This is a genomic window from Streptococcus bouchesdurhonensis (assembly GCF_948472335.1).
In genome coordinates, this window is sequence record NZ_CAOKTW010000016.1 from 1 (window position 1) to 23828 (window position 23828).

General features: G+C 38.9%; 21 protein-coding genes and 1 pseudogene. 5 read left to right on the forward strand and 17 right to left on the reverse strand.

Annotated elements, in window-relative coordinates; translation table 11 throughout:
- On the reverse strand, positions 1-1313 hold a 1313-nt coding region (locus QMQ21_RS17790; RefSeq protein ID WP_261814904.1), incomplete at its 3' end, for a Sau3AI family type II restriction endonuclease.
- 116 nt (positions 1314-1429) lie between these two features.
- Between QMQ21_RS17790 and QMQ21_RS17795 the strand changes: the two genes are divergently transcribed.
- Positions 1430-2695: a DNA cytosine methyltransferase gene (locus QMQ21_RS17795; RefSeq protein ID WP_173277624.1), complete on the forward strand. Its 1266-nt coding sequence runs from the start codon at positions 1430-1432 to the stop codon at positions 2693-2695.
- Positions 2696-2744: 49 nt separating this feature from the next.
- Here QMQ21_RS17795 and QMQ21_RS17800 read toward each other — a convergent pair whose 3' ends face one another.
- The 3 genes from QMQ21_RS17800 to QMQ21_RS17810 all read right to left on the reverse strand — a co-directional run bounded on the left by QMQ21_RS17800 (position 2745) and on the right by QMQ21_RS17810 (position 5897).
- Positions 2745-3149: a PaaI family thioesterase gene (locus QMQ21_RS17800; protein ID WP_173277625.1), complete on the reverse strand. Its 405-nt coding sequence runs from the start codon at positions 3147-3149 to the stop codon at positions 2745-2747.
- A gap of 69 nt (positions 3150-3218) precedes the next feature.
- Entirely contained in the window at positions 3219-4700 is a 1482-nt protein-coding gene (locus QMQ21_RS17805; RefSeq protein ID WP_261814905.1) for a UDP-glucose--hexose-1-phosphate uridylyltransferase, read from the reverse strand.
- An 18-nt stretch (positions 4701-4718) separates the two neighbouring features.
- A complete protein-coding gene (locus tag QMQ21_RS17810) occupies positions 4719-5897 on the reverse strand; it encodes a galactokinase (RefSeq protein ID WP_261814906.1) in 1179 nt (392 codons plus the stop codon).
- A 163-nt stretch (positions 5898-6060) separates the two neighbouring features.
- Here QMQ21_RS17810 and galR point away from each other — a divergent pair, with 163 nt between their 5' ends.
- Positions 6061-7062, forward strand: a complete 1002-nt coding sequence (galR, locus tag QMQ21_RS17815) for a DNA-binding transcriptional regulator GalR (RefSeq protein ID WP_084946792.1) — start codon at positions 6061-6063, stop codon at positions 7060-7062.
- A 67-nt stretch (positions 7063-7129) separates the two neighbouring features.
- Here galR and QMQ21_RS17820 read toward each other — a convergent pair whose 3' ends face one another.
- The 3 genes from QMQ21_RS17820 to QMQ21_RS17830 all read right to left on the reverse strand — a co-directional run bounded on the left by QMQ21_RS17820 (position 7130) and on the right by QMQ21_RS17830 (position 9745).
- The gene (locus QMQ21_RS17820) at positions 7130-8167 is read right to left on the reverse strand and encodes a zinc-binding dehydrogenase (protein ID WP_261814907.1); all 1038 of its coding nucleotides are present in this window, start codon (positions 8165-8167) and stop codon (positions 7130-7132) included.
- Positions 8168-8521: a stress response transcriptional regulator NmlR gene (gene nmlR / locus QMQ21_RS17825; protein WP_261814908.1), complete on the reverse strand. Its 354-nt coding sequence runs from the start codon at positions 8519-8521 to the stop codon at positions 8168-8170. It lies immediately after the preceding gene.
- A 333-nt stretch (positions 8522-8854) separates the two neighbouring features.
- On the reverse strand, positions 8855-9745 hold the full coding sequence (locus tag QMQ21_RS17830; RefSeq protein ID WP_000645152.1) for a cation diffusion facilitator family transporter: 891 nt from the start codon (positions 9743-9745) through the stop codon (positions 8855-8857).
- A 132-nt stretch (positions 9746-9877) separates the two neighbouring features.
- On the opposite strand from QMQ21_RS17830, the gene QMQ21_RS17835 reads away from it, so the two are divergent.
- Positions 9878-10414 carry a TetR/AcrR family transcriptional regulator gene (locus QMQ21_RS17835; RefSeq protein ID WP_000207362.1) on the forward strand — a complete coding sequence of 179 codons (537 nt, stop codon included), beginning with the start codon at positions 9878-9880 and terminating at the stop codon, positions 10412-10414.
- A gap of 137 nt (positions 10415-10551) precedes the next feature.
- Here QMQ21_RS17835 and QMQ21_RS17840 read toward each other — a convergent pair whose 3' ends face one another.
- From QMQ21_RS17840 to QMQ21_RS17885, 10 genes and pseudogenes are all read right to left on the reverse strand, one after another.
- The gene (locus tag QMQ21_RS17840; protein ID WP_033684815.1) at positions 10552-12072 is read right to left on the reverse strand and encodes an ABC transporter permease/substrate-binding protein; all 1521 of its coding nucleotides are present in this window, start codon (positions 12070-12072) and stop codon (positions 10552-10554) included.
- The gene (locus QMQ21_RS17845; RefSeq protein ID WP_004259046.1) at positions 12065-12793 is read right to left on the reverse strand and encodes an ATP-binding cassette domain-containing protein; all 729 of its coding nucleotides are present in this window, start codon (positions 12791-12793) and stop codon (positions 12065-12067) included. Before QMQ21_RS17845 ends, QMQ21_RS17840 begins: the two co-directional genes overlap by 8 nt.
- A 14-nt stretch (positions 12794-12807) precedes the next feature.
- A pseudogene (locus QMQ21_RS17850) lies at positions 12808-12999 on the reverse strand (nuclear transport factor 2 family protein); the annotation flags it as partial.
- A 34-nt stretch (positions 13000-13033) separates the two neighbouring features.
- On the reverse strand, positions 13034-13477 hold the full coding sequence (locus tag QMQ21_RS17855; RefSeq protein WP_049502481.1) for a MarR family winged helix-turn-helix transcriptional regulator: 444 nt from the start codon (positions 13475-13477) through the stop codon (positions 13034-13036).
- A 144-nt stretch (positions 13478-13621) separates the two neighbouring features.
- Positions 13622-14815: an O-antigen ligase family protein gene (locus tag QMQ21_RS17860; protein WP_004258845.1), complete on the reverse strand. Its 1194-nt coding sequence runs from the start codon at positions 14813-14815 to the stop codon at positions 13622-13624.
- 137 nt (positions 14816-14952) lie between these two features.
- A complete protein-coding gene (gene gtfA, locus QMQ21_RS17865) occupies positions 14953-16395 on the reverse strand; it encodes a sucrose phosphorylase (RefSeq protein ID WP_049499330.1) in 1443 nt (480 codons plus the stop codon).
- A 319-nt stretch (positions 16396-16714) separates the two neighbouring features.
- Positions 16715-17548 carry a carbohydrate ABC transporter permease gene (locus QMQ21_RS17870; protein ID WP_000711265.1) on the reverse strand — a complete coding sequence of 278 codons (834 nt, stop codon included), beginning with the start codon at positions 17546-17548 and terminating at the stop codon, positions 16715-16717.
- Between the two features lie 16 nt (positions 17549-17564).
- Entirely contained in the window at positions 17565-18437 is an 873-nt protein-coding gene (locus QMQ21_RS17875) for a carbohydrate ABC transporter permease (RefSeq protein WP_001007686.1), read from the reverse strand.
- An 18-nt stretch (positions 18438-18455) separates the two neighbouring features.
- Complete coding sequence (locus QMQ21_RS17880; protein ID WP_227325836.1) at positions 18456-19706, reverse strand: extracellular solute-binding protein; 1251 nt, start codon at positions 19704-19706, stop codon at positions 18456-18458.
- Positions 19707-19740: 34 nt separating this feature from the next.
- The gene (locus QMQ21_RS17885; RefSeq protein ID WP_261034738.1) at positions 19741-21903 is read right to left on the reverse strand and encodes an alpha-galactosidase; all 2163 of its coding nucleotides are present in this window, start codon (positions 21901-21903) and stop codon (positions 19741-19743) included.
- 107 nt (positions 21904-22010) lie between these two features.
- Here QMQ21_RS17885 and QMQ21_RS17890 point away from each other — a divergent pair, with 107 nt between their 5' ends.
- Together QMQ21_RS17890 and birA are read left to right on the forward strand one after the other, a co-directional pair.
- Complete coding sequence (locus QMQ21_RS17890; protein ID WP_000959991.1) at positions 22011-22871, forward strand: AraC family transcriptional regulator; 861 nt, start codon at positions 22011-22013, stop codon at positions 22869-22871.
- Positions 22868-23803 (forward strand): bifunctional biotin--[acetyl-CoA-carboxylase] ligase/biotin operon repressor BirA, encoded by a 936-nt coding sequence (gene birA, locus QMQ21_RS17895; RefSeq protein WP_261814910.1) that lies wholly within the window; start codon positions 22868-22870, stop codon positions 23801-23803. The genes QMQ21_RS17890 and birA overlap by 4 nt, the downstream gene beginning before the upstream one ends.
- Positions 23804-23828: the final 25 nt, after the last annotated feature.

The following is a 23828-nucleotide window of genomic DNA, read 5'->3' on the forward strand; positions in this document are numbered from 1 at the left end:
ATTCTATTTATCTTACTTTGAGGGAAATTAGTTGAAACTTTATTACCATTTTGAGTTAATTTAACTCCGTCAGAAATAATTTGTCTAGTTTCCTGCCACACTCTTTGGATTTCTTCTAATTGTCTATCCTGAAATCCCCAAAATTTGATAGAATCTAATACAAATAGCTTAGGTTCAATTTCCTTAAAAATAACGAAGAGGAATCGTTTATTATAAATTTCATTATAAACATGTGATGATTCCCAACTATCTATTGCTGCTAGTTCTTTAAAATAATAAGTTTTAAATGGGGAGTCTTCCTTAGGTAAATTATTCTTATCTACTCGAATGACTCTCAAATTCATGTTTGCTTTTTGAAATTCTTTTGTCTTATCTAAATCCCCTGTTAAGCCTAAAATTTTTCTAATCAGAGTACTATTCTTACCTTTTGCTTTTGGATTCACTTCAAATCTATCATATAACTCTTGTTCAGAAAAACCTTTGTAGGAAAGAATTTTCTCTGCAATAACCTCAGTAAATGATTTTTTCTCGCCCCTAAAATTAGCCAGAACACTTTCTTGATCTGATTGGTTAAAGATTTTATGATTAATCAGGTAGGTCATATAACTTGATTTTAATTCCCAAGCTCTTTGTTTTGCTAATTCATGACTAAAGGGTTGTTGTCTTAAATCCTTTCCTTTACCTGCCCCTTTTGTACAAGTTGATAAATAGTTTCCATCTGATTCTGATAATTCATGCGCCCTTCCATTTTTGATTTTATTTGTAATCTTCTGATAGTCTTCAAGGATGACTGCCATATCCTCCTCGAACCATTCATATAAAAATATTTTTTCAATGACATAGTCCTTCATTGTTTGATTAGGAATTAAGCCATTGTAAAACAATAACAAAATCTTTGCACATTTGTTCCATAAATGAGTGGAGTAAAAATCCTCTAAATTTTCCTCCATATAGTTTAGTATTGTTAATACAAGTCGTTCTTTGGCACTAAGTGTCCCATTTTTGTTTATCTTAAAAGGAGTAACTTTTAATTCTACACCTATTTTTTCAAAGTCAGCTTCCGAGTCACTATTTGGCTGGTAACCATAGAAATATTTTTCAATATAATTTCCATACTGCCCTTTTGACTTCATACTAATTGCTTTATCTTGTACCTCAGAGACTACTCTATCATTATAATCGTCATATGATTTATAGAGTGAACGATTATACTCTTCCATAACATCGGAAAATTTTCTATTTAATAGTTTGTGAGAATATTCAATAACACTATCGATATCTTCATCGTTATAGTTAAATAAGTTTTGATCCATTTTCTTCTCCTATCTTTTATATTATATCAAATTAAACTAAAGCAAACATTAATACTTGATCAATCATTGAAAATAGTATATAATGGATTAAACTGTAAAAAAATGAAGGAGAAAAGATGAAAGTTCTCGAACTATTTGCTGGAGTTGGCGGTTTTCGGATAGGATTAGAGAATGCCGATAAGCAACTCTTTAAAACAAAATGGGCAAACCAATGGGAACCATCTCGTAAATCTCAAGACGCATTTGAGGTCTATGATTATCACTTCCCCAATAGCGAAAATATCAATATTAGTATCTCTGATATAACAGACGAACAATTTTCCAAGATGGATGCCGATATGATTGTCGGTGGTTTTCCTTGCCAAGATTACTCTGTTGCGCGTAGCAAGAAAAATGAGAAAGGTATTGAAGGAAAAAAAGGAGTTTTATTTTGGGAAATCATTAGAGCAACGGAAATCATTAAACCCAAATACTTAATTCTGGAAAATGTGGATAGGCTTTTAAAAGCGCCCTCAAAACAGAGAGGACGTGATTTTGCAATCATGCTCACAGCTTTTAATAATCTTGGATATTCTGTAGAGTGGAGAGTTATTAATGCTGCTGAGTATGGAAGAAGCCAACGAAGACGTCGTGTGTTCTTTTTCGTATATCGCAATGATACAGTCTTTGCCCAAAAAGTTGACAATCTTTACGAAAAAAATGAAGAAATCTTTGAAGATAATAGGTATGATGACTATATTTTCAATCAAGGTCTATTTGCGAAACAATTTCCTATTAAACCTATAGCAGTTAAAAATCGTCATGTGTTTTATGAGTTACCAAATGATATAGTTGAAGTTTCAGATACTTTTACTGGTACTGTTTGGAATACAGGAATTATGAGACATGGAAAATACTATTCTATTGATACAGAACCTAACTACAATGGTAATCCGATTACTCTAGGAGAAATTCTTCAAGATGAATCTGAAGTACCTGAAAAATATTTTTTAACTGATCAGGCTAAACTAGAAAAATTTCAATATCTTAGAGGACCTAAAAAGATTGAACGAACATCCTCTGACGGACATCAATACATCTATTCAGAAGGAGGAATGTCCCCTTATGATGATTTAAACCTTCCAGGACGAACAATGCTTACATCCGAAGGAACTGTTAATCGTTCCACACATTTATTATTTGTAAACAATAAATATAGATTAATTACCCCTATTGAAGCTGAACGCCTTCAGGATTTCCCAGATGATTGGACAGCTAAAAAGAAACTATCTGATGGTTCTATTGTAGAGGTATCTGATAAAATGAGAATGTTTTTTATGGGAAATGCTTTGGTTACTGAAATTGTAAAAGAAATTGCTAAGTTTATTAAAGAAATTGATTGATTGATTTATCTGAAACTAAAAAAGAGGTGTGAACCTCTTTTTTGTTTCTCTATATCCTTACCTGTCTATCATCTGACCTCTGACCTGTGACAAACATGGTAAAGGTTGCTTTGCAGACATTTCTGCCTTCTTGATTGGTAATATCGACATCCACTACGCAGGTTGTGCGACCTTGATGGACACACTTTCCTTTAATGGTCAATACATCGTCGAGTTTTCCTGCCTTAAGGTAGTTGATAGAGGATTGGAGTGTCACTCCATCAAGCCCCAGCGAGATAACCACCAAACCACTTATTTGATCACATAGTGTGAATAGATAGCCACCATGGGCATTGCCATAGTAGTTGAGAGACGAGTCCACTACTTTGGTCGTCACCACAACGTGACCATCTCTCATTTGTTCAATTTCGTAATTTTCAAAGGCAGATATAGCGTCAAAATGAAAATCTTTCATCGTTTCCTCCTGATATTTCAAACGACACTATGATACTACTTTTTATAGGACTGTGCAAGGAGAAAGCTCCTAGTCTGGCAAAATTCCGACCTGCTCCACAAAGCGCATAAAGGCCGCCTGTCCCTGTTCCGTTTGCTTGTAGACTCCTGCATCCTCAAGAACACGAGCAAAGATAGTACCCACAGAGTCCCTGACGATTTCAAGAGCTTTTTCTTTATCTGTTATGTCTGGATATTGGCCTCTAAGTTGGTCTGCCCATTCCTGATGATAAGAGGCAACCGTATCAGCTTCTCCTACAAGATAGCTAGCGACTTGCTCCACTTCTTCTTTTAGACGTGGTGGCAAGATTGCCAAGCCCATGACCTCAATCAAGCCGATATTTTCCTTCTTGATATGTTGAACATCATTGTGAGGATGATAGATGCCATCAGGATGTTCTGCAGAAGTCTGATTGTCTCTCAAGACTAAGTCCAACTCAAACTGTCCATCACGCTTACGCGCTATAGGTGTAATGGTATGATGCGGTATCCCGTCTGTTTCTGCCAAAATCTGCACTGCAGGATCTGAATACTGGCGCCATTCCTGCAAAATCTTGTCAGCCAAGTTGATTAGTTCCTCTTTGGAATCCGAAGTCAAACGTAGGACAGACATAGGCCACTTGACAATCCCAGCCTTGACCTGTTCAAAACCAGTAAAAGAGAAAGTCTTTTGCAAGGGAGCCAATTCCATAGGAAATACGTGACGGCCTCCCTGATAATGATCATGAGTTAGAATAGAGCCCCCCACAATCGGCAAGTCGGCATTAGATCCAGCAAAATAGCCCGGAAACTGCTCTACGATAGCTAGCAGACGCTCAAAACTCTGACGACTGATAGCCATGGGACGATGCTGGCCATCTAAGAAAATACAGTGCTCATTAAAGTAAGCATAGGGCGAATACTGGAACCCCCACTCCTGACCCGCCATTTCAAAGCGGATAATACGGTGGTTGCTACGAGCTGGGTGGTTGACCCGACCATGATAGCCCTCATTCTCTAGACAAAGCTGACACTGAGGATAATTACTAGCTTGCACCAACTTGGCTGCCGCAATCTCTTTGGGATCCTTTTCAGGCTTAGAGAGATTGATAGTAATTTCAAGTTCACCGTAATCAGATGGAACACGATAAGCAATATTTTTAGCAATGGCCTTGAGTTTGATGTAGTCATTTTTCTGACTGAGTTGGTAAAAATCCTCTATCGATTGCTCAGGAGATCGGGCGTAGGTTGCCCAAAAGTCACGATTGACCTGACTTGGACAAGGGGTCACCAAGTCCATCAGTTCAGCACCGAGGATTTCACGCTCAGTCTGACTATCCTCAATCGTTTCTAATCGAACAGCTTCCTCAACCAGCTGGTCCTTGAGGTCAATCACTTTATCTAGACCAGTCTCAACTTCCAAAACACCGTCTCCCACTCGTGCCAAGACACGATTGGTCAGGTAGATTCGATCCATTTCCTCAAATGAACTTTCAGAAATGACATGTGTTACAAATTTATCTACTAAGGTCACTATAGAGCCTCCTTTTGACTAGTCAAGGACGCGAGTGCCACCTGCAACTTCAGCGATATAGAAGCTTGGAGCGTATCCAACTACTTCCTCGTAGTGTTTGCCAACAGCTTCCTTAAAGGCATCAACAGCATCTTTTTGCACCAAGGCAATGGCACATCCGCCAAAACCTGCCCCTGTCATACGAGCACCGAGAACTCCTTCTTGTGCCCAAGCTGTGTGAACGAGGGTGTCCAATTCCAAACCAGTTACTTCATAATCATGCTCTAGGGAAACGTGTGACGCATTCATCAAACGACCAAATGTTCCCAAATCTCCTGCTTGAAGGGCTGCTTGAGCCTTAAGGGTACGTTGGTTTTCAAGCACAGCATGGCGAGCACGTTTCAAACGGTTTTCGTCTTTAATCAGATAGCTATATTGATCAAAGGCCCACTCGTCTAATTCACCCAAGGTCTGAATATCCAAGGCAGCTTGCAACTCTTCCACTGCTTTTTCACACTCAGCACGGCGTTCATTGTATTTAGAGTCCGCCAATTCACGGCGTTTGTTGGTGTTCATGATAACAACGACATTGTCCTTCAAATCAAGTGGTACCAAATTATAGTCTAAAGTGTTAGTATCTAAGTAAATAGCACGTTGATCAGCCCCCATACCTATAGCAAACTGGTCCATGATACCAGAGTTGACTCCGATAAAGTTATTTTCTGTTTGTTTGCCGATTTTAACCAAATCGAGACGCTCTAATTTTAAATCAAAGAGATGCTCTGCCACGACTCCTGTCAAAAGTTCCAAGGATGCTGAAGAAGACAAACCAGCACCATTTGGGATATTCCCATAAACATAAAAATCAAAACCTTTGTCAATCACATGTCCAGCTTCTTGCAAGAAATGAAGAACTCCTTTTGGATAATTGGTCCAGTTGTGCTCTTTTTCAAACTTGAGGTCAGCGAGAGGCACTTCGATAATGCCCTTGTCCTCAAAGTTAGCTGAGTAGAAACGTAAAACTTGGTCGTCACGCTTGCGAGCTGCACCATAAGTTCCTAAGGAAATGGCTGCTGGAAATACATGTCCACCATTATAGTCTGTGTGCTCTCCAATCAAGTTGATACGACCTGGTGAAAAGAATGTTTGGTCTGCTTCTTGACCAAAAACAGCAAGAAAGTCTTTACGAAGAGCTTCAGCAGTAAGATGTTGTGTCATATGATTTCTCCTTTTACTGTCCGTTAAGTTACCTTAACGTGTAATCGTTTTCTTCTATTGTATCCAAGGGATTTCCCAAGGTCAATCCTTTTTACTAAACTTTTACTAAACTATCAGTAAAATACAGAAAAATATGATATACTAATCTAATCAAGGAGGATTTATGGCTACTTTAAAAGACATTGCACAGCTAGCCTCTGTCTCTATCGCGACCGTTTCCCGTGTCCTCAACCGCGACCAGAGCCTATCTGTTACAGAAGAAACAAGACACCGTATTTTAACTGTTGCTGAAGAGCTGGGCTACACCAAGCACCTCAAGACAGGCGAGTCCCACAAGCCCAAGCAAAAGATTGCCATTATCCAATGGGTCAGCGAGCAGGGGGAACTAGACGACCTCTACTACTACCAGATTCGTCTCGGTATTGAAAAAAGAGCCCAAGAATTGGACTATGATATCTTGCGCTATTTTAATGACCATCCTTTTACATTAAGCGAGGAAGTGATTGGGATTCTCTGCATCGGAAAGTTTAGCCGAGCTCAGATTTCTGCCTTTGAAGAATACCAAAAGCCTCTTGTATTTTTAGATAGCGATACACTTTCCATGGGACATACCTGCATTATCACGGATTTTTACACTGCTATGAAACAGGTTGTCGATTATTTCCTCAGTCAAGGAATGGATCGTATCGGGATTCTAACAGGGCTTGAGGAAACAACCGACCAAGAAGAAATCATTGAGGATAAGCGGCTGGAAAATTTCAGAAACTACAGTCAAGCAAAGGGAATCTATCATGATGAACTAGTCTTTCAAGGAAGCTTTACTGCCCAGTCTGGCTATGACTTAATGAAAGAGGCCATTCAGAGTTTAGGAGACCAACTCCCACCAGCCTTTTTCGCAGCCAGCGATAGTTTAGCTATCGGTGCCCTCCGTGCCCTCCAAGAAGCTGGAATCAGCCTACCAGACCACGTCAGTCTTATTTCCTTTAACGACACCAGCCTGACCAAGCAAGTCTATCCTCCCCTCTCCAGCATCACCGTCTATACCGAAGAAATGGGCCGAGCAGGTATGGATATTCTTAATAAGGAAGTGCTCCACGGTCGCAAAATACCTAGCCTGACTATGCTGGGAACCAGACTGACATTAAGAGAGAGTACTCTGCCATAACTCCACAAATTAAACATGACAAAAAATCCTAATAGAGAGTCTCAAATCTCCATTAGGATTTTCTTTTTTAGTCCATCACAATCATAGACTTAATGGTCTTACGTTCATCCATGTCTTTGTAAGCCTGGTCGATATCTTCCAGTTTATAACTTGAAGTAAAGACGCGACCTGGATTGATATCGCCATCCAGAACAGCTTTTAGTAAAAATTGCTTATCGTATGTTGTAGCAGAAGCTGCCCCACCTGCTACAGAGATATTTTGCATAAATGTCGAACCAAGAGCACGATTATTATAGTGTGGGACTCCTACAAATCCCATACGCCCTCCATTATGGAGAACACCAAGAGCTTGATCAACCGCTGCTTCTGTTCCAACACATTCCAGAGCTGCATCTGCACCACCACCTAGAATCTCACGCACCTTGGCAATACCTTCTTGACCTCGCTCAGCTACAATAGCTGTCGCACCCGACTCCAGAGCCATCTTTTGACGATCTTCATGACGACTCATAAGGATAATTTGCGATGCACCACGCATCTTCGCCGCGATGACAGCACATTGACCTACAGCACCATCACCAATGACCACAACCTTATCCCCTTTTTGAACATTAGCAACACGCGCCGCATGATAGCCTGTCGGCATGACATCAGCAAGAGTCAAGAGGGACTTTAGCATACCTTCTGTGTAGTCAGAAGGTTGTCCAGGGATTTTAACCAGCGCCCAGTTTGCATAGTGGAAACGAATATATTCCGCCTGAAAATCGCCTCCCAAGTTATTACCAATATGATTGTCGCAAGAACCGTCAAAGCCAGCAAGACAGGCATCACACTCACCACATCCATGTGTAAAAGGGACAATGACAAAATCACCTGGTTTCACCGTCGTAATGGCTTCCCCAGCTTCTTCAACAATCCCAATCGCTTCGTGTCCACTATTTTTGTGTCCAGCTTTCGTTTCTGGATTACGGTACCTCCACAGATCCGATCCGCAAACGCACGCGCGAACTACACGAATAATCACATCATCTGCGTCTATAATTTGCGGACGTTCAATGCTAGCAAGTCCAACCTGCCCTGCCTTTGTATATACTGCTGATTTCATTTAAAATTTTCCTTCCTTGTAAAGTTTAATTTTGAGATTTAAGCGATTTAAAGCCACCTGTAACTGAGACAAGCGTTCCTCTAATTTTTTCTGTTCCTCTTCTAAAATACCAAGCCTTTCCTCTCGCGTTTCATCCCCCTTTTGGTAGAGAGACATATAGTCAACTAAACTATCTACAGAGACACCTGCCGAACGAAAACACTTAATAAATTCCAGAGCTTCAATATCATGATCTTGAAAATCACGAATTCCAGTTGCAGTTCGAGTAATCGGTGGCACAAGACCAACCCGTTCATAGTACCGAATCGTATCCGCTGAAATTCCCAACAAGTCACTAGCAGATTTAATATTCATACACTAACCTCCTCTCATTCACTGAATTTAAGCTATTCTAACTCACTTATCTTATTATATAACTTTGAGTTGACTCCAAGTCAAGCATTTTGTATCTAATCGAAAAATCTTTTATCATTATCAGTTCTCTTATTAGCATACCTTTTCATCAATCAAAGAAAGAGGTTGGGGAAAGCGTCTTTCAAATATGATACCAAAGAAACTGGAAAAAAAGTCTTTAAAAGCAAAAAGCGCATAGTATCAGACATTGAAAACCCTTGATACTATACGTTTTTTTGTATGAAGATTTACTTCATTTTCTCTTGAAATTGAGTTTTGTCTCAGCCGCTTTTTCTAGTGTTGATGCCCATGGGATTGCCCTAAGGCTGTTACCTTTCGCTTATGTTGCGCATGATTGCTTTGACTGGTGTCCACTTCGATAGTAATATTCTGCACACCTCTTTCTTCTAAGAGCTGACGTACTTGATTCTTTGTTTCCGTCATCTCCTCCCAATCCTCTAAACAGATATGGATAATAGCATTATTTTCTAGACCATCCATGGACCAAATGCTAAGTTGATTGACACTTTTGACATTGGTCAGAGCCTCCAAATCCTTCTCCAAATCACCTGTCTCTAGTCCTTCTGGCACAGCATCCAGGAAAATCTTGAGTGCGCTCCAAAATCGAGGAATAGCTTTTGTTAGAATGAAGATGGAAATGACAAGCGATAAGAGCGGATCAAGGATATACCAATCTGTAAATCGGAGGATAATCGCCATTAGAATGACAGCCAACCAACCTAGAGTATCTTCCAAAAAGTGCAGGCTCAGAATTGACTCGTTCTTTGTCTTTCCCTTACGAACTACTAGACTAGCTAGCACATTGATACTGACTGCAATGATTCCTAGCCAGAGGACGCCTTCGTCATTAACGGGCTGTGGATTCAAAAGTTTAGTTATATTTTCCAAGATCACTAGAATGGATCCTGTGATAAGAATCACAGCAGTCACTAGGGCCCCTAAAAGACTAAATCGCTTGTAACCCAAGGTGTATTGCCTATCTTCTTCTCTATTTGAGATTGTTTCTAAAAAGGCCGATATGCCGATTGCTATAGCATCTCCCAAGTCATGGATAGAATCAGCAAGAACAGCACTTGAACCGAAGATTCCTCCTGCGATAAACTCAACAATAGCATAGCTTAAATTTAAGAAAAAAGCTACCCAAACAGTATATTTTGCCTTCATCTTTCTCATTCCTTTGTTATAATAGATTTATGAATACCTTGTTCATTATCATTATCCACTAAAACTCAAAGAAAGGATAGAAGCAAAACGTCAGCTTTATTCATTTCTGAACAATTTGCCTCAAGTGTCCATATGACTACCATTGACCGCCGTATCAGCAAAACAAAAAAAGCCATCTATCAAGCTTTTCTACAACTTTTAAACGATAAGGGTTACGAAGCCACTACAGTTCAGGATATCATTGATCTCGCAGATGTGGGACGATCCACCTTTTACTGTCACTATGAGAGTAAGGAACTACTTCTGGACGCGCTTTGCCGCCACCTCTTCCATCATCTCTTTGAAAGAGAGCAACCCATTTCAACTGAGGACTACCTCGCCCACCTCTTTCTCCATTTTCAGAAAAACCAAGACCATATCACCAGTTTACTATTCTCCAAGAATGACTACTTCCTCCGTCAACTCCGGAGAGAGCTGGAGCACCACGTCTATCCCATGCTAACTGATGAGTTTAAAGAAGCACACCCAAGTCTGCCTGCTTCTTACCTCCAACACTTAGTCGTGTCCAACTTTATCGAGACATTGACCTGGTGGCTCAAAAAAGGACAAGACTTTACAGACCAAGAAGTTGTGCAGTTTTATCTAGACCTTCTCATTCCTAAAAATTGAATACAGATTAAAGCTCGGTTGCCTTATTTCTAGGCTACTGAGTTTTTTATCTTTTCAATAATCAAAAAAGCCCAGACAACATTGTCTGAGCAGTTTTCTATATGGTCGTTTAACAAAGTTGAGTTTAGCTTTTCAAGCTATTTCTTCAACAAACCTTGTTCTTGTAGAAACTCCTTGGCTACTTGTTCTGCTGACTTGCCTTCAACACCGACTTGGTAGTTGAGCTGGCTCATCTGGCTTTCAGTAATTTTACCAGCCAATTTATTGAGAACTGTTTCCAACTCTGGATGTTTCTTGAGAAGAGCTTCTTTCATCAGTGGAGCTCCTTGATAAGGTGGGAAGAGTTGCTTGTCATCTTCCAAGACCTGCAAATCATAACGCGCCAATTCCGCATCAGTCGAATAGGCGTCCGTGATTTGAATATCACCTGACTGAATAGCCTGATAGCGAAGGGCTGGTTCCATCGTAGCTACATTGAGATTGAGACCATACATTGATTGTAAGCCCTTATTTCCATCTTCACGGTCATTAAATTCGAGTGTAAATCCAGCCTTCAACTGCCCTTCCACTTTTTTCAAGTCCGAAATGGTCTTCAAGCCATATTCTTGAGCAATCTTTTTTGGAACAGCTACAGCATAGGTATTTTGATAAGACATGGGTTTGAGATAGGCTAGATGATCCTGTTTGGCAATACCATCACGCGCCACCTGATAAACCTGCTCTGGCTCATGACTCACTTTAGGTGATGGTTGCAGCAAACTTTCAGTCACCGTACCAGTAAATTCAGGATAGATGTCAATATCGCCTTTTTTCAAAGCTTCATAAAGAAAGCTTGTTTTCCCAAAATTCGGTTTAACAGTCGCAGTCATGCTGGTATTTTCTTCAATAAGGAGTTTATACATATTGGCCAAAATTTCTGGTTCCGGTCCCAATTTCCCAGCAATAACCAAGTTTTCTTTCTCTTTTTGAGCCAAAAGAGCTGGACTATAAGACAAACCAAGCAATATGGTCACCAAGGCAAAACCAGAGAAAATCGTCCGCAATTTTGCCTTTTCCATCACTTTTAGTAGGAAGTTAAAGGCAATGGCAAGCACTGCGGAAGAAAGTGCCCCAATCAAAATCAGACTGGCATTATTACGGTCAATTCCCAAAAGGATAAAGGAACCCAGTCCCCCTGCACCAATCAAGGCCGCCAAGGTTGCCGTACCGATAATCAAGACCGCTGCCGTCCGAATCCCAGACATCATAACAGGCATAGCAAGTGGAATTTCAAACTTCTTGAGACGCTCCCACCTAGTCATCCCAAAGGCAATCCCAGCCTCTTGTAGACTTGGATCAATTCCCTTGAGTCCAGTGATGGTATTTTGTAAAATCGGAAAGATCGCATAAATCACTAGAGCTGTCAAAGCCGGCAAGGTTCCAATTCCCATCAAGGGAATAAAGAGCCCTAACAAGGCCAGAGACGGGATGGTCTGGAAAATCCCTGCAATCTGTAAGACCCAATCCGCTAACTTCTCATGATATCGAAGATAAACAGCCAAGGGAATCGCTATAAAGATGGCCAGCAACAAGGTCAAAAGTGACAACTGCAAATGTTGAGATAGAGCTGTCAACCAATCACTAAAACGATCCTGAAAAGTTGCAATTAAATTAGTCATGTACACTACCTCCAAACAAGTCTGCTACAAAATCTGTTGCAGGAGCTTTTAAAATCGTCTCGGGATTCGCCACCTGACGAATCTCTCCATCCTGCAAGACAGCAATACGGTCCGCCAATTTCAGAGCTTCATCCGTATCATGGGTTACAAAAATCGTTGTCATCCCAAATTCTTTATGCAATTCTTTCGTCAGAATCTGCAACTGTTTTCTCGAAATAGCATCAAGAGCCGAAAAAGGTTCATCCATGAGGAGAATCTTAGGCTGACCAATCATAGCCCGTACAATTCCAACACGCTGTTGCTCCCCACCAGATAGTTCACTAGGTAAACGATGCCCATACTCAGCTACTGGCAAGCCAACCTTGGCCAAAAGCTCTTCTGTTTTCTGAGCAATTTTTTCCTTAGTCCAGCCCTTCATCTCAGGAATCAGGGCAATATTTTCAGCAACCGTTAGATTTGGAAAGAGAGCAATGGCCTGTAAAACATAACCAGTAGAAAGACGAAGTTCACGCTCATCATAGTCTTTGATACGCTTGCCATCCATATAAATATTTCCATCAGTCGGTTCCAAGAGGCGGTTGACCATCTTGATCATGGTCGTCTTACCTGATCCAGATGGACCAACTAAAACCATAAACTCGCCATTCTCAATCCGTAAATTAACATCTCTCAAGACATCTTTTTCTGTGTAGCGTAGCGCCACATTTTTGTATTCAATCATTCTGTATCCTCAATTTAAAACTTCCCTCTATTGGTCAAGTCTTCTACCTTAGGCATGACTTCCTTATTATCCCAATGTTCCACAATTTTCCCGTTTTCTAGACGGAAGATGTCATACTGGGCATAGGCAACTCCACCAATCTGAGTCTGACCATAGCTAACCACATAGTTTCCTTGTCCTAAGAGTTGGAAAACAAAGTCAAAAGTGGTCTTTACTTATAAACAGCTAATTTGCTCCATTTTAATCCTCATTTTCCTCCTCTTTCAGATTATCCAAAATTCTTTCTTGAAAGGCTTCAAACTGACGAATTTCTTCCTCTGAAAATCCTTTGTAAAAGATCGTATCCAATTTCTGACTGACACGATACCCCACTTCTTTCTGAGACTGCCCCAACTCTGTTAAAACCAAATACTTCTTACGCTTATCTTCTCCACATGGACTAATAGCTACAAGATTTTGTTCCTCTAGTTTTTTAATCATCGTCGTCAGTGTATTGTTAGCAAGCCCAGTCGCAAGCGCAATATCTGTTGCAGTTGCACAGCCAGTTTCACTATTCCATAAAACCGCTAAAATCTTGCCCTGCTCACTCCGATAAAGAGCTTCAGGGTCTTGGCTCAGTAACTTTTGAAAAATCCGCCCATTCAACAAACGAATATGATGGGCTAGCAAATGACTATCCTTCATAACACCTCCAATTTATTTCGATATCGAAAAGAATAAAACAATTGTAACACTCATCGTTCTAACTGTCAACTATTTCGATTTGGAAATAATTTTTCCCAGTAAAAAAATCTCCTACCCAAAGTAGAAGATTTTAATCTTATAAACTTAATCCGTCATGTCCGATACCAAAGTTCGATGCTCCAACGGAATACTGCACATAACTAGTAAGAAAATGAAACCTGACTGAATCCAGAAGAGGGCCAAGTCAAAAATTCCATGTACAGCAACCACTGTAAGGAAAGACAGATAAAGACCGATAATCGGACGTTTCCCCGACTCCTGACTCATATCCATCATCAATCGAACAGGAGCAACAGAAGACAAAACTAATAAAATAGTCCCCACAATTCCGTAACTCAGAATCGTATCGATATATAGACTGTGAGCATGTTCATGATAAGGAGCATTTATCCTAGGATAAGAGTGCATGTAGGTCAATGGCCCCTCACCCCAAAAAGGATTTTGCTTAAACAAGGCCATCCCAGCATCCCAGATAGAAATGCGCTCTTCCATAGAAGAATCCAAAGTCCCCATCCGAACTCCCAAATCACTAGAAAAGAGGAAACTCAAGCCAATCGCGAAGACCCCAATACTAAGCCAAAAGGCCTTCCAGTTTTTAATGGTCGTAAAGAGATAGATGATTGCTCCAGCGATAATAGCAGGAAAGGCAGTTCGATTTTGAGTAAAGTTCAAACCAAAGAGATTCACAAAGCCTGCAATCACACAGAATACTTTCAACCAATTCAACTTGGTCGTTGTAAACAGATAGAAGGCAATCATGATACAGAAACAACAAATAATTCCATAATAATTAGGATTAAAGAAGGTCACTTCTGCTCTATTCTGATGCCAGACCTGCATATTGGGTGAAAGAAAAGCATAGTTGAATTTCTTCACAATTTGGAAATGCTCTAAACTCGCAAAAGCAGCTGACAATACACTACCAAATAAGACGAGCTGCAAAATCAAACGAAAGAATTTATGTGATAAAATCGACTGATAGTGCAAAAAGAAAATAGTAAAAAGAAAAATTCCTACCGAAGCCACAACTCCCATCCAATTTTGTGCAAAAACGGATATAACAGTACTATAGCCAAGAAAAAGAAGCAGCATCGGATGCTCCCCCATTTTCTGAAGAATACTTTTCATATCCCCTGTAAAAATTAAACTGATAATATATAAACAGAATACAACTACAAAAAGATAAAAGGGTAAAAAGATACTCAGGATAATTCCCAATAAAATCAGCTCTTTACTAGACAACCCTTTCAGCTTTTCAATAAAGCCTATTGATTTCAAAATGAATCCTTTCTCTCCAAATCAATTGATTCAGATAATAGTAAGCTACCCTATATTGTACCACTTTTTTAGCAATTTGAAAACAAAGGAAACGTTTTCTAAAATAAAAACCCTATTTTATCAACCATATCAAGGCTTCAAAATGTTACTTCAATTCCGTTCTCAATTACCCGATAAGTCTGATTTTGCAAATCAATTTCTGCTACTGCTGTTACGGACTTATCTTTATTTTGACGTTTGATTACAATGCTGTGGGCTGTTGGTGTTTTAACGTCAATAGTTCCTTCTAAATCAAATGCTTCTGAACGATTACGGAAAGAAAATAGATTGAGAAGGGCCTTCACTACAGGACGTTGGACTTCTTCTGCTATTTCCTCATTGCTATAGTAATGACGATTAATATTTCGACCTTCTTTGGTTTCTTCTAATAATTCCAGGTCATTCTTTCCTGCTAGTAGACCCACATAGTAGACTTGGGGAATACCTGGGGCAAAAGCTTGAATCAGACGGGCAAGGAAATACTTGACATCATCATCTCCAAGCGCAGAATAGTAGGTTGAATTGATTTGGTAGATATCTAGATTGTTATACTCTGCACTGGAGTACTTACGTTTGACATTCGCTCCAACCTTATAGAGCTCATTTGAAGCATAGTCAATTTCTTCATCGGTCAGGATATCCTTGACATCCACCACTCCAATCCCATCATGGGTATCTAGTGTCGTAAATTGCTTCATCGGGCTCATCTTTAACCACTTGGCTAAGCGCTCTGTTCTGGAACTGTAAAGAGTATAAAGAGTCACCATTGGAAGGGCAAAATCATAAACATAGTAATCATGATCCGCTATTTTAAACTGAATAGAATAATGTTCATGAATCTCAGGTAAGAGCTCTGTCCCATACTCAGCAGCGATATCTCGGACTTTATCCAACAAATCCCAAATATCTGGTTCCACAAAGAAATCATTGGTATCCAACTTCTTCACTGCATAAGCAAAGGCGTCTAGACGAATCAAATCACACCCGTTACTTGCCAAGTGCTGAATGGTCTTACGGATAAATTCCATCGTTACTTCTTTGGTCACATCAAGATCAATCTGCTCCTCACCAAAGGTATTCCACAAATGTTCGACTGACCCATCTTCAAACACAATCTCTTGCTTTGGTGCACGATCCTTACGCTTGTAAATTAAATCTACATCAGACTGTGTCGGACGGTTTTCTGGCCAAAACTTATCCCAGTTTAAAAAGAGATCTTTAAATTCACTGGCTTCATGTTTTTCTTGATAGTCCTTATAATACTTAGATTGACGAGAAATATGATTAATCATAAAGTCAAACATAAGATAATATTTCTCACCTAAACGCTTAACATCCTCCCAATCACCAAAAGCTGAATCCACTTCGTCGTAGTCAACTGGCGCAAATCCACGATCACCTGTTGATGGGAAAAATGGTAGAAGGTGAACTCCCCCAATAGCATCTCCAAAATACTCTTCCAAATTCTCATATAAGTCTTTAAGATTATTTCCCAGACTATCTGAATAGGTAATCAACATGGTTTTATTCTGAATTGGCATCATTACTCTCCTTTTTCTAATTGAAGCCAAGTCTTATATGACTTGGCTTCGTAAATCAAGTTCATGTTATACTCTTCGAAAATCTCTTCAAATCACGTCAGCTTTATCTGCAACCTCAAAGCTGTGCTTTGAGCAACCTGCGGCTAGCTTCCTAGTTTGCTCTTTGATTTTCATTGAGTATTAAATCTCTGTTTATCATCAAACTCGTACTAATATAGACTGTGATAAACTAAGTACTACTTTCTTGTTTTCTACATAGAATTATCAACAAGCTGAACCCTTCCTCTGTGTCAAAGACTATAGATTCTATGAGTTCTTCTTACTTCACTGCTCCGTTGCTCATGCCTGAAATAATATGTTTTTGGAAGATGAGGTAGACGACAGTAATTGTTACAATTCCTACAATATAGGATGCAAAACTTGGCCCATAGTCATTAAAATACTGACCTTGGTAGTTGTACTGGAAGAGAGGCAAAGTCCACATTTTGGAATCCTTATTCAAAATTAACAATGGCAACATAAAGTCATTCCAGAACCATAATGCATTGATAATCAAGGTTGTAGCATGCATGGGCTTCAGCATTGGAAAGATAATTCGACGGTAAGTTGTAAATCGATCAGCCCCATCAATTTCTGCAGCTTCATCTAAACTATCTGGTACACTGATTTTAATATAACCAACATACAAGAAGAGGGTCTGTGGAATTGCATAAGTTAGATAAAGTAGTACCAACCCCCACATATTTGCCAGGCCGAGTTTGCTCATCATAACTGTGATAGGAATCATAATCACCTGAAATGGAACAAATATCCCTAAGATCAAGAGCGAATACATAATTGCAAAGGCTTTTTTCTTGGACATATTTCGAGCAATGGAATAAGCTGCAGCTGGTATAAAGAAGGCTACTACAATCAATGATAACACCGTAATAACAGCTGAATTCCAGAAATAGCCTCCAATCCCATCCGAAACTAATCGTTCATAATTGCTTAATGTAAAAGGATTGGGCAAACCAAAGAAATGATTCATGATATCCTTGGTTGTCTTGAAGGAACTAAAAACCGTTACCAACAAAGGAACAAGTATGAGAATACCACCTACTATCAAGAGGACATACTTCCAAAACTGATTCAATTTTTCTTCTTTTTTCATGTGTAAGACCCCCTTATTAGATTTCAAATTTCTTTGATAGTTTGATTTGGATCAGAGAAACAATTCCAATAATTAAGAATAAAATCAAGGCAATTGCATTCGCATATCCATATTGATTACTCTTGAAGGCATAGTTGTAGACTAAAAGACCAAGAGACGTTGTAGCATTATTAGGACCACCACTCGTCAAGGCAAAAATTTGGTCAAAGGCAGTCAAACCGGACTTAAGAGCTAGGATAAAAACCATAGAAATCGTTGGCAACAAATATGGTAATTCAATTTTCCAAAAAGTTTGTTTGCTTGTTGCACCATCAATTGATGCCGCCTCCAAAATATCAGATGGAATACTCTGAAGACCAGCAAGAAAGAGAATAATCGGCATTGCTACTCCTTGCCATAGAAGAACAAAAATAGTTGCCACTACCGCTCCGATTGGTGTTCCTAATAGACTTTCTTGTAAAAAACTAATCCCTAAAATTTTTCCAATCGTTGGAAGACCATAGTTGAAGAATTGTTTAAAAATCAAGGAAACTGTCAAACCAGACAAAACAGCTGGGAAAAAGAACCAAGCTCTAAAGAAGGTCTGCCCTTTCATCTTAGAATTTAAGGCTCGAGCCACAACCATCCCAATTGTAATCTCTCCAATAATCAATGCTAGGGTTAAAATCAAAGTAAAAGCAATGGCTGTGAAGAATTTCCCATCAATCATCAGCAATTTGTAGTTGTTCAAACCAACAAATTTATAATTATAGGTCAATCCAGTCCAGTTAGTCAAACTATAGAAAGCACCTTGTACCATCGGAAAGTAAAAGAAGATAGCTTGTAAAGCAAGCGGGATGAGCAAAAATGTCCAACCCCAGTATTTATTTAAAAATTTTCGAATAGCCATATCATCTTAACTCCTATTCTAGTCCAAATCTGCCTTCATTGGATTAAAGAAAGCATTGAGATTGTTTGCCATATTTTTCAGATTTTTATCCATCAGGTAACCTGTACTTAGATTAAAAAAGTCTTCTTCAGAGTTCCAGCGTTGGCCCAACCAAACATAATGTTTATCCGTAAAGGCCAGTTTAGAAATCTCTGCAAGCGCTGAATCTTCTTTTTCCTGTATGCCTTTCACCGCAACTGGTGATCCATCTACATCATAATATGACTGCATAGCTTTTGGACTAGTCATATAGCTGATAAATTCTTCGGTTTCTTTAGGATGTTTGGTAGTAGCCGAAGTTGATAATGCCATGTCCCCTGCACCAACAGTGACTTCTTTTCCTACTTCTTCTCCTGGGAAGGCAAACATCCCCACATCAAATTTTGGATCCTGTTGATTAATTGCCGCTAATGCCCATGATCCTTGTGGCATCATAAAAGCTTTTTCATTCGAGAATGCTACCACCGCATCATTATAAGAGGCACCACGCCATCCATCTTGAGCATTATCCGCCAACAAATCTAGTCGTTCTGCATCTGCTTTTAAAATAGCATCATCTACAGAAATAGCATTTGGTTTTGAAAAGCGAAGATAGTTATTAGCTGCGTCTCCACTGCCTGTAATGGTAATGAGAGAAAGTTGGTGATAACCGTTTAATGTCCATCCTTCATTGCCTGCAACTGCAAACGGAGAATTCCCACTATCTTTTATCTTTTTAACAATCTCTTGAAACTCTTTAAAAGTCTTCGGTTCCTCAAGTCCTAATTCCTTAAACTTTGTTTTATTGTAATAAATTCCATAAAGGTTAGCAGTTAAAGGCACACTATAAATCTTGTTATTGATTGCATACTTTTCTGCATAGTCATTCTTAATATTCTCAAGATAAGATTTCCCTGTCATATCTGCAAAGTAACCTGCTTTTGCCCACTCCTGAAAATCCATATTTTGAGGATAGATATTAACAATATCTGGAACATCTCCTGATAAAATCCGAGTCTTCAGAACAATGCCAGCTGCCGGAACAGTCGTCAGTTTTACATCAATAGTAGGATGATCCTTTTCAAAATTATCTACAATTTTTTGCAAAGTATCCGCCATTTCGGTCTTCTGGTTAAAAAATTCAATCGTTACCTTTCCATCAGTCGATTGATTATTCTGACCACAAGCCGCTAGGCCTAGTAAACTAGCCCCAGCGACTAAAAGAAAACCTGCTTTCTTATACCATTTCATTGGAAAGCCTCCTTTATAAATTTATACACCTTTATTATAGTCTTCTAAAAATATACTGTCTACTCAAAAAATCTCCTTGGGATAAAATAACAGTTAAACCCGCATACATTAGTTCTGCACCTGAGTAAACTTCGCCATTTTCCTGTAATTCATATAGTCCCTCTTCATCCAAATCTTTTAACTTTAAAGTTGTTTCCATGGTCTCTACAACTGACAAAACGCGAACGTAGGTTACAATCGTTTGATTTTTGTAATTAAATTGTACAGCTGCTTCATTGGATGCAGTATCAGGATTAATTAGTCTATACTGTTGTCCTAACTGAACTACTGGTCGTAATTCTTTATACAAGTTCACCTGATTAGCAATCTCAGCTTTCTCTTCAGCTGATAAACTTGTCAAATCAAGCTCAAATCCCAAATTTCCCATCATTGCTACATGACCACGTGTTTCTAATGGTGTCGTTCGCCCCATCTGATGATTCGGTACTGCTGACACATGAGCCCCCATAGAAATGGTTGGATAGAGATAGGATGAACCGTATTGAATTGGTAAACGTTCAATAGCATCAGTATTATCACTAGCCCAGACTTGTGGGAAATAGCGCATCATACCAAGATCATTTCGTCCACCGCCACCAGAGCAGGACTCAAAGAGAATATGGCTGTGTTTCTCTGTTAGATAAGAAACGAGTTCGTAAAGCCCCAACATGTACTGATGAGATTGCATCTTTGTCTCTAGATAAGTAAAGCCATTTCCTAGGTTGGTCATATTACGATTCATATCCCATTTAATATAATCAATCTCATGATAAGATAGGAGTTGATCTAAGACATTTTTCAAGTATTCTACTACCTGAGGATTGGCAAGATTAAGTACTAATTGATTCCGAGAATAAGTATGCTCATAACCAGGAACCTGAATAGCCCAGTCAGGATGTTTACGATACAAATCACTATCTACAGAAATCATTTCAGGTTCTAACCAAAGTCCAAACTGCAAACCTCTTTCATGGATAGCTGAAATCAGACTTTCTAGGCTTCCACCCAGTTTTTTCTCATTAACAACCCAATCACCTAAAGCACGATTATCATCAAAACGATTGCCAAACCAACCATCATCTAATACAAAAAGTTCAATGCCAACTTTCTTAGCTTCATCAGCTAGCTCTAACAGTTTTTCTCTCTGAAAGTCAAAGTAAGTAGCTTCCCAGTTATTAATTAGAATTGGGCGTTCTTTTGTAGAAAATTTACTTGGCATAATGTGCTTCAGTACAAAATTCTGACTTTCATGACTAACACCAGTTAATCCCTTGTCTGAATAGGTCATTAAAGCTACCGGTGTTTCAAAGTATTCCTCAGGGTCTAACTTCCAAGAAAAGTTTTCCGGATTAATCCCAATAGCCAGCCGAACTTCATTCAATTGATTCTTTTGAACAAAAGCTTCAAAGTTTCCACTATACATTAGTTGAATAGCAAACACATTCCCAGCATCCTCTGTGACTCCTTGATCACATAGTAAAAGAACTGGTGTTTGAGCATGCCCAGAAGCTCCACGGTTCGAACTAATCGAAAAGATTCCTTGTTCTACCTGTTGACGTCTGACAGTCTTTTCACGAGCATAAGCTCCCTGAAGAGTTACGATTTCGTAAGCTGCAGTAGGGAAATCAGCCATAAAAGAAAAATCTTTATGAATGACAACTTCCTGATTACTATTATTCTCTAATTTACTGTAGCTAGCAATTGTCGAATCATTATTAAAAGCAGTATAATACAAATTCAGACTAAGTTGAGCCTTAGAATCTTCTAACACTAAGACAAGAGTTTCTATATCATCCATGCTATGTGGAGAAGGTAAGCCCTGTGGACCATTCTGACCTTTTAAAATTTTTGCTTCTACAAATCGAAAGTCTGTTACTTCAGTTACACTATGCTGAATCTGTATAGTTGGTTTCCTAAAATCTCCTAAGCCATGTTGTCCAAAAATTTGACGTTGAGTATCTAAACTAAAGGTTCGATTAGTAGCTGTTGGATTTCCTGAAAAGGCATGGTCTCGTTCATAAACACTATTGGAACCTTTATAGTTCTTAATAGTCTTTCCTAAATGTTTCAAAAGTAAGTAGCCATTTCGATTTTCAATAATCAAACTTAGATTTTTACTTTCAACATAAAATAGATTATTCTCTATCCTAACTCCCATTTACTTCACCTCATCACTTTATAGATTATATTTTATCATCTGAAATCGCTTTCCGAAATAGAAAAATGTCTCAAGAATATGGTAAAATGTTAGGTAGGAGGTAGCACATGCTAGTTTTTTCAGAATACCAGACTGGAACAATTGACCTTTCCCTAAGCTTTTATGGATATGAGGAATGCACACCAAATTACTCTTTTGGTCCAACAATTCGAGATACATACGTCCTACATTACATTACTAAAGGACAAGGAAAATTTCATTACAAGGGTAAAATTGTTGATTTAAAAGAAGGAGATTTCTTTCTATTAAAACCAGATGAACTAACCTTTTATCAAGCAGATAGTAAAGAACCTTGGGCCTACTACTGGTTAGGAATCACTGGAGGGAAAGCTCCTGATTATTTTGCTCTTTCTCAAATTTCTGACCAATCTTATCTCATCCAATCTGAAACTTGTCATACCCAGACTACTGCAAAACTCATCTCAGACATTGTCCGCTTCGCTCAGATTACCAAATCAAATGAATTAGCTCAACTCCATATCATGGGACAACTCCATGAACTGATGTTTCATCTGGGAACTATTGCTCCCAATCAGAAGAAAAAGAATATTTCATCGACCCACCAACTCTATCTTGAATGCAAACGATTAATTGATAGCCACTATCCTCAATCACTTACAATTCAAGATTTAGCAAAAGAACTATCCGTTCACAGAAGCTACTTATCAAGCGTATTCAAAGAATTTAACACCTTATCTCCAAAAGAATACCTACTATACGTTCGAATGTATCGAGCTAAACAACTCCTCGAAAATACCCAAGAGTCAATCAAGGTAATTGCATACTCGGTAGGCTTTTCAGATCCACTACATTTTTCTAAAGCTTATAAACAATACTTTAATCAGACTCCAAGTCAAACAAGAAAAGAATATTCTCAACACCAACTAGTGAGAAAGGAAACACTATGAAATCCTACCAAGCCGTCTACAAAATTCTAGCTAAAGAAACCGACTATATCAGCGGAGAAAAGATTGCAGAAGAACTATCACTGACCCGAACATCAATTTGGAAAGCCATCAAGCGTTTAGAACAAGAAGGCATTGAAATTGATAGTATCAAAAACAAAGGCTATAAACTGGTGAATGGTGACCTTATTCTTCCAGAACTTCTAGAACAAAATCTTCCAATTAAAATCAGTTTTAAACCCGAAACAAGATCAACACAACTCGATGCAAAAGAAGCAATTGATTTAGGAAATGAAGCAAACACCCTCTATCTAGCTTCCTATCAAACAGCTGGCCGAGGCCGTTTTCAACGTTCTTTCTACTCACCCCAAGGTGGCATTTATATGACACTCCATCTTAAACCAAATCTCCCCTATGACCAATTACCATCCTACACACTACTTGTAGCAGGAGCTATCTACAAAGCCATTAAGAACCTAACTTTAATAGATGTCGACATAAAATGGGTCAATGATATCTACCTCAAAAATCATAAAATTGGAGGAATCCTCACTGAGGCAATGACGTCTGTAGAATCAGGCCTAGTCACAGATATCATTATTGGAGTAGGAATCAACTTTACTATTAAAGACTTCCCTCAAGAATTAAAAGAAAAAGCTGCTAGTTTATTTAATGTACCAGCACCTATTACCAGAAATGAATTAATTATCGAAATATGGCGCACTTTCTTCGAAACACCAGCAGATGAGTTGTTATACCTATATAAAAAACAGTCATTTGTTCTTGGAAAAGAACTTACTTTTACACTAGATCAAAAAGACTACAAAGGACTTGCTAAAAATATCTCTGAAAATGGAAAGCTTTTGGTGCAATGTGATAACGGAAAAGAAATCTGGCTCAATAGCGGAGAAATTTCACTCAAGAATTGGAAGTAATAATAAACGAGAACAACCATAAAAT

Excerpts from the sequence above, each read along its gene's own strand:
- QMQ21_RS17845 (WP_004259046.1), bottom strand. The coding sequence starts at position 12,793 with ATGATTGAATACAAAAATGTGGCGCTACGCTACACAGAAAAAGATGTC.
- nmlR (WP_261814908.1), bottom strand. The coding sequence starts at position 8,521 with ATGAATATTAAATCTGCTAGTGACTTGTTGGGAATTTCAGCGGATACG.
- QMQ21_RS17855 (WP_049502481.1), bottom strand. The coding sequence starts at position 13,477 with ATGAAGGATAGTCATTTGCTAGCCCATCATATTCGTTTGTTGAATGGG.
- QMQ21_RS17800 (WP_173277625.1), bottom strand. The coding sequence starts at position 3,149 with ATGAAAGATTTTCATTTTGACGCTATATCTGCCTTTGAAAATTACGAA.
- QMQ21_RS17820 (WP_261814907.1), bottom strand. The coding sequence starts at position 8,167 with ATGAAATCAGCAGTATATACAAAGGCAGGGCAGGTTGGACTTGCTAGC.
- QMQ21_RS17830 (WP_000645152.1), bottom strand. The coding sequence starts at position 9,745 with ATGAAGGCAAAATATACTGTTTGGGTAGCTTTTTTCTTAAATTTAAGC.
- QMQ21_RS17870 (WP_000711265.1), bottom strand. The coding sequence starts at position 17,548 with ATGAAAAAAGAAGAAAAATTGAATCAGTTTTGGAAGTATGTCCTCTTG.
- QMQ21_RS17810 (WP_261814906.1), bottom strand. The coding sequence starts at position 5,897 with ATGACACAACATCTTACTGCTGAAGCTCTTCGTAAAGACTTTCTTGCT.
- QMQ21_RS17840 (WP_033684815.1), bottom strand. The coding sequence starts at position 12,072 with ATGACTAATTTAATTGCAACTTTTCAGGATCGTTTTAGTGATTGGTTG.
- gtfA (WP_049499330.1), bottom strand. The coding sequence starts at position 16,395 with ATGCCAATTCAGAATAAAACCATGTTGATTACCTATTCAGATAGTCTG.
- birA (WP_261814910.1), top strand. The coding sequence starts at position 22,868 with ATGAAATCCTACCAAGCCGTCTACAAAATTCTAGCTAAAGAAACCGAC.
- QMQ21_RS17795 (WP_173277624.1), top strand. The coding sequence starts at position 1,430 with ATGAAAGTTCTCGAACTATTTGCTGGAGTTGGCGGTTTTCGGATAGGA.
- QMQ21_RS17885 (WP_261034738.1), bottom strand. The coding sequence starts at position 21,903 with ATGGGAGTTAGGATAGAGAATAATCTATTTTATGTTGAAAGTAAAAAT.
- QMQ21_RS17890 (WP_000959991.1), top strand. The coding sequence starts at position 22,011 with ATGCTAGTTTTTTCAGAATACCAGACTGGAACAATTGACCTTTCCCTA.
- galR (WP_084946792.1), top strand. The coding sequence starts at position 6,061 with ATGGCTACTTTAAAAGACATTGCACAGCTAGCCTCTGTCTCTATCGCG.
- QMQ21_RS17875 (WP_001007686.1), bottom strand. The coding sequence starts at position 18,437 with ATGGCTATTCGAAAATTTTTAAATAAATACTGGGGTTGGACATTTTTG.
- QMQ21_RS17835 (WP_000207362.1), top strand. The coding sequence starts at position 9,878 with ATGACTACCATTGACCGCCGTATCAGCAAAACAAAAAAAGCCATCTAT.
- QMQ21_RS17880 (WP_227325836.1), bottom strand. The coding sequence starts at position 19,706 with ATGAAATGGTATAAGAAAGCAGGTTTTCTTTTAGTCGCTGGGGCTAGT.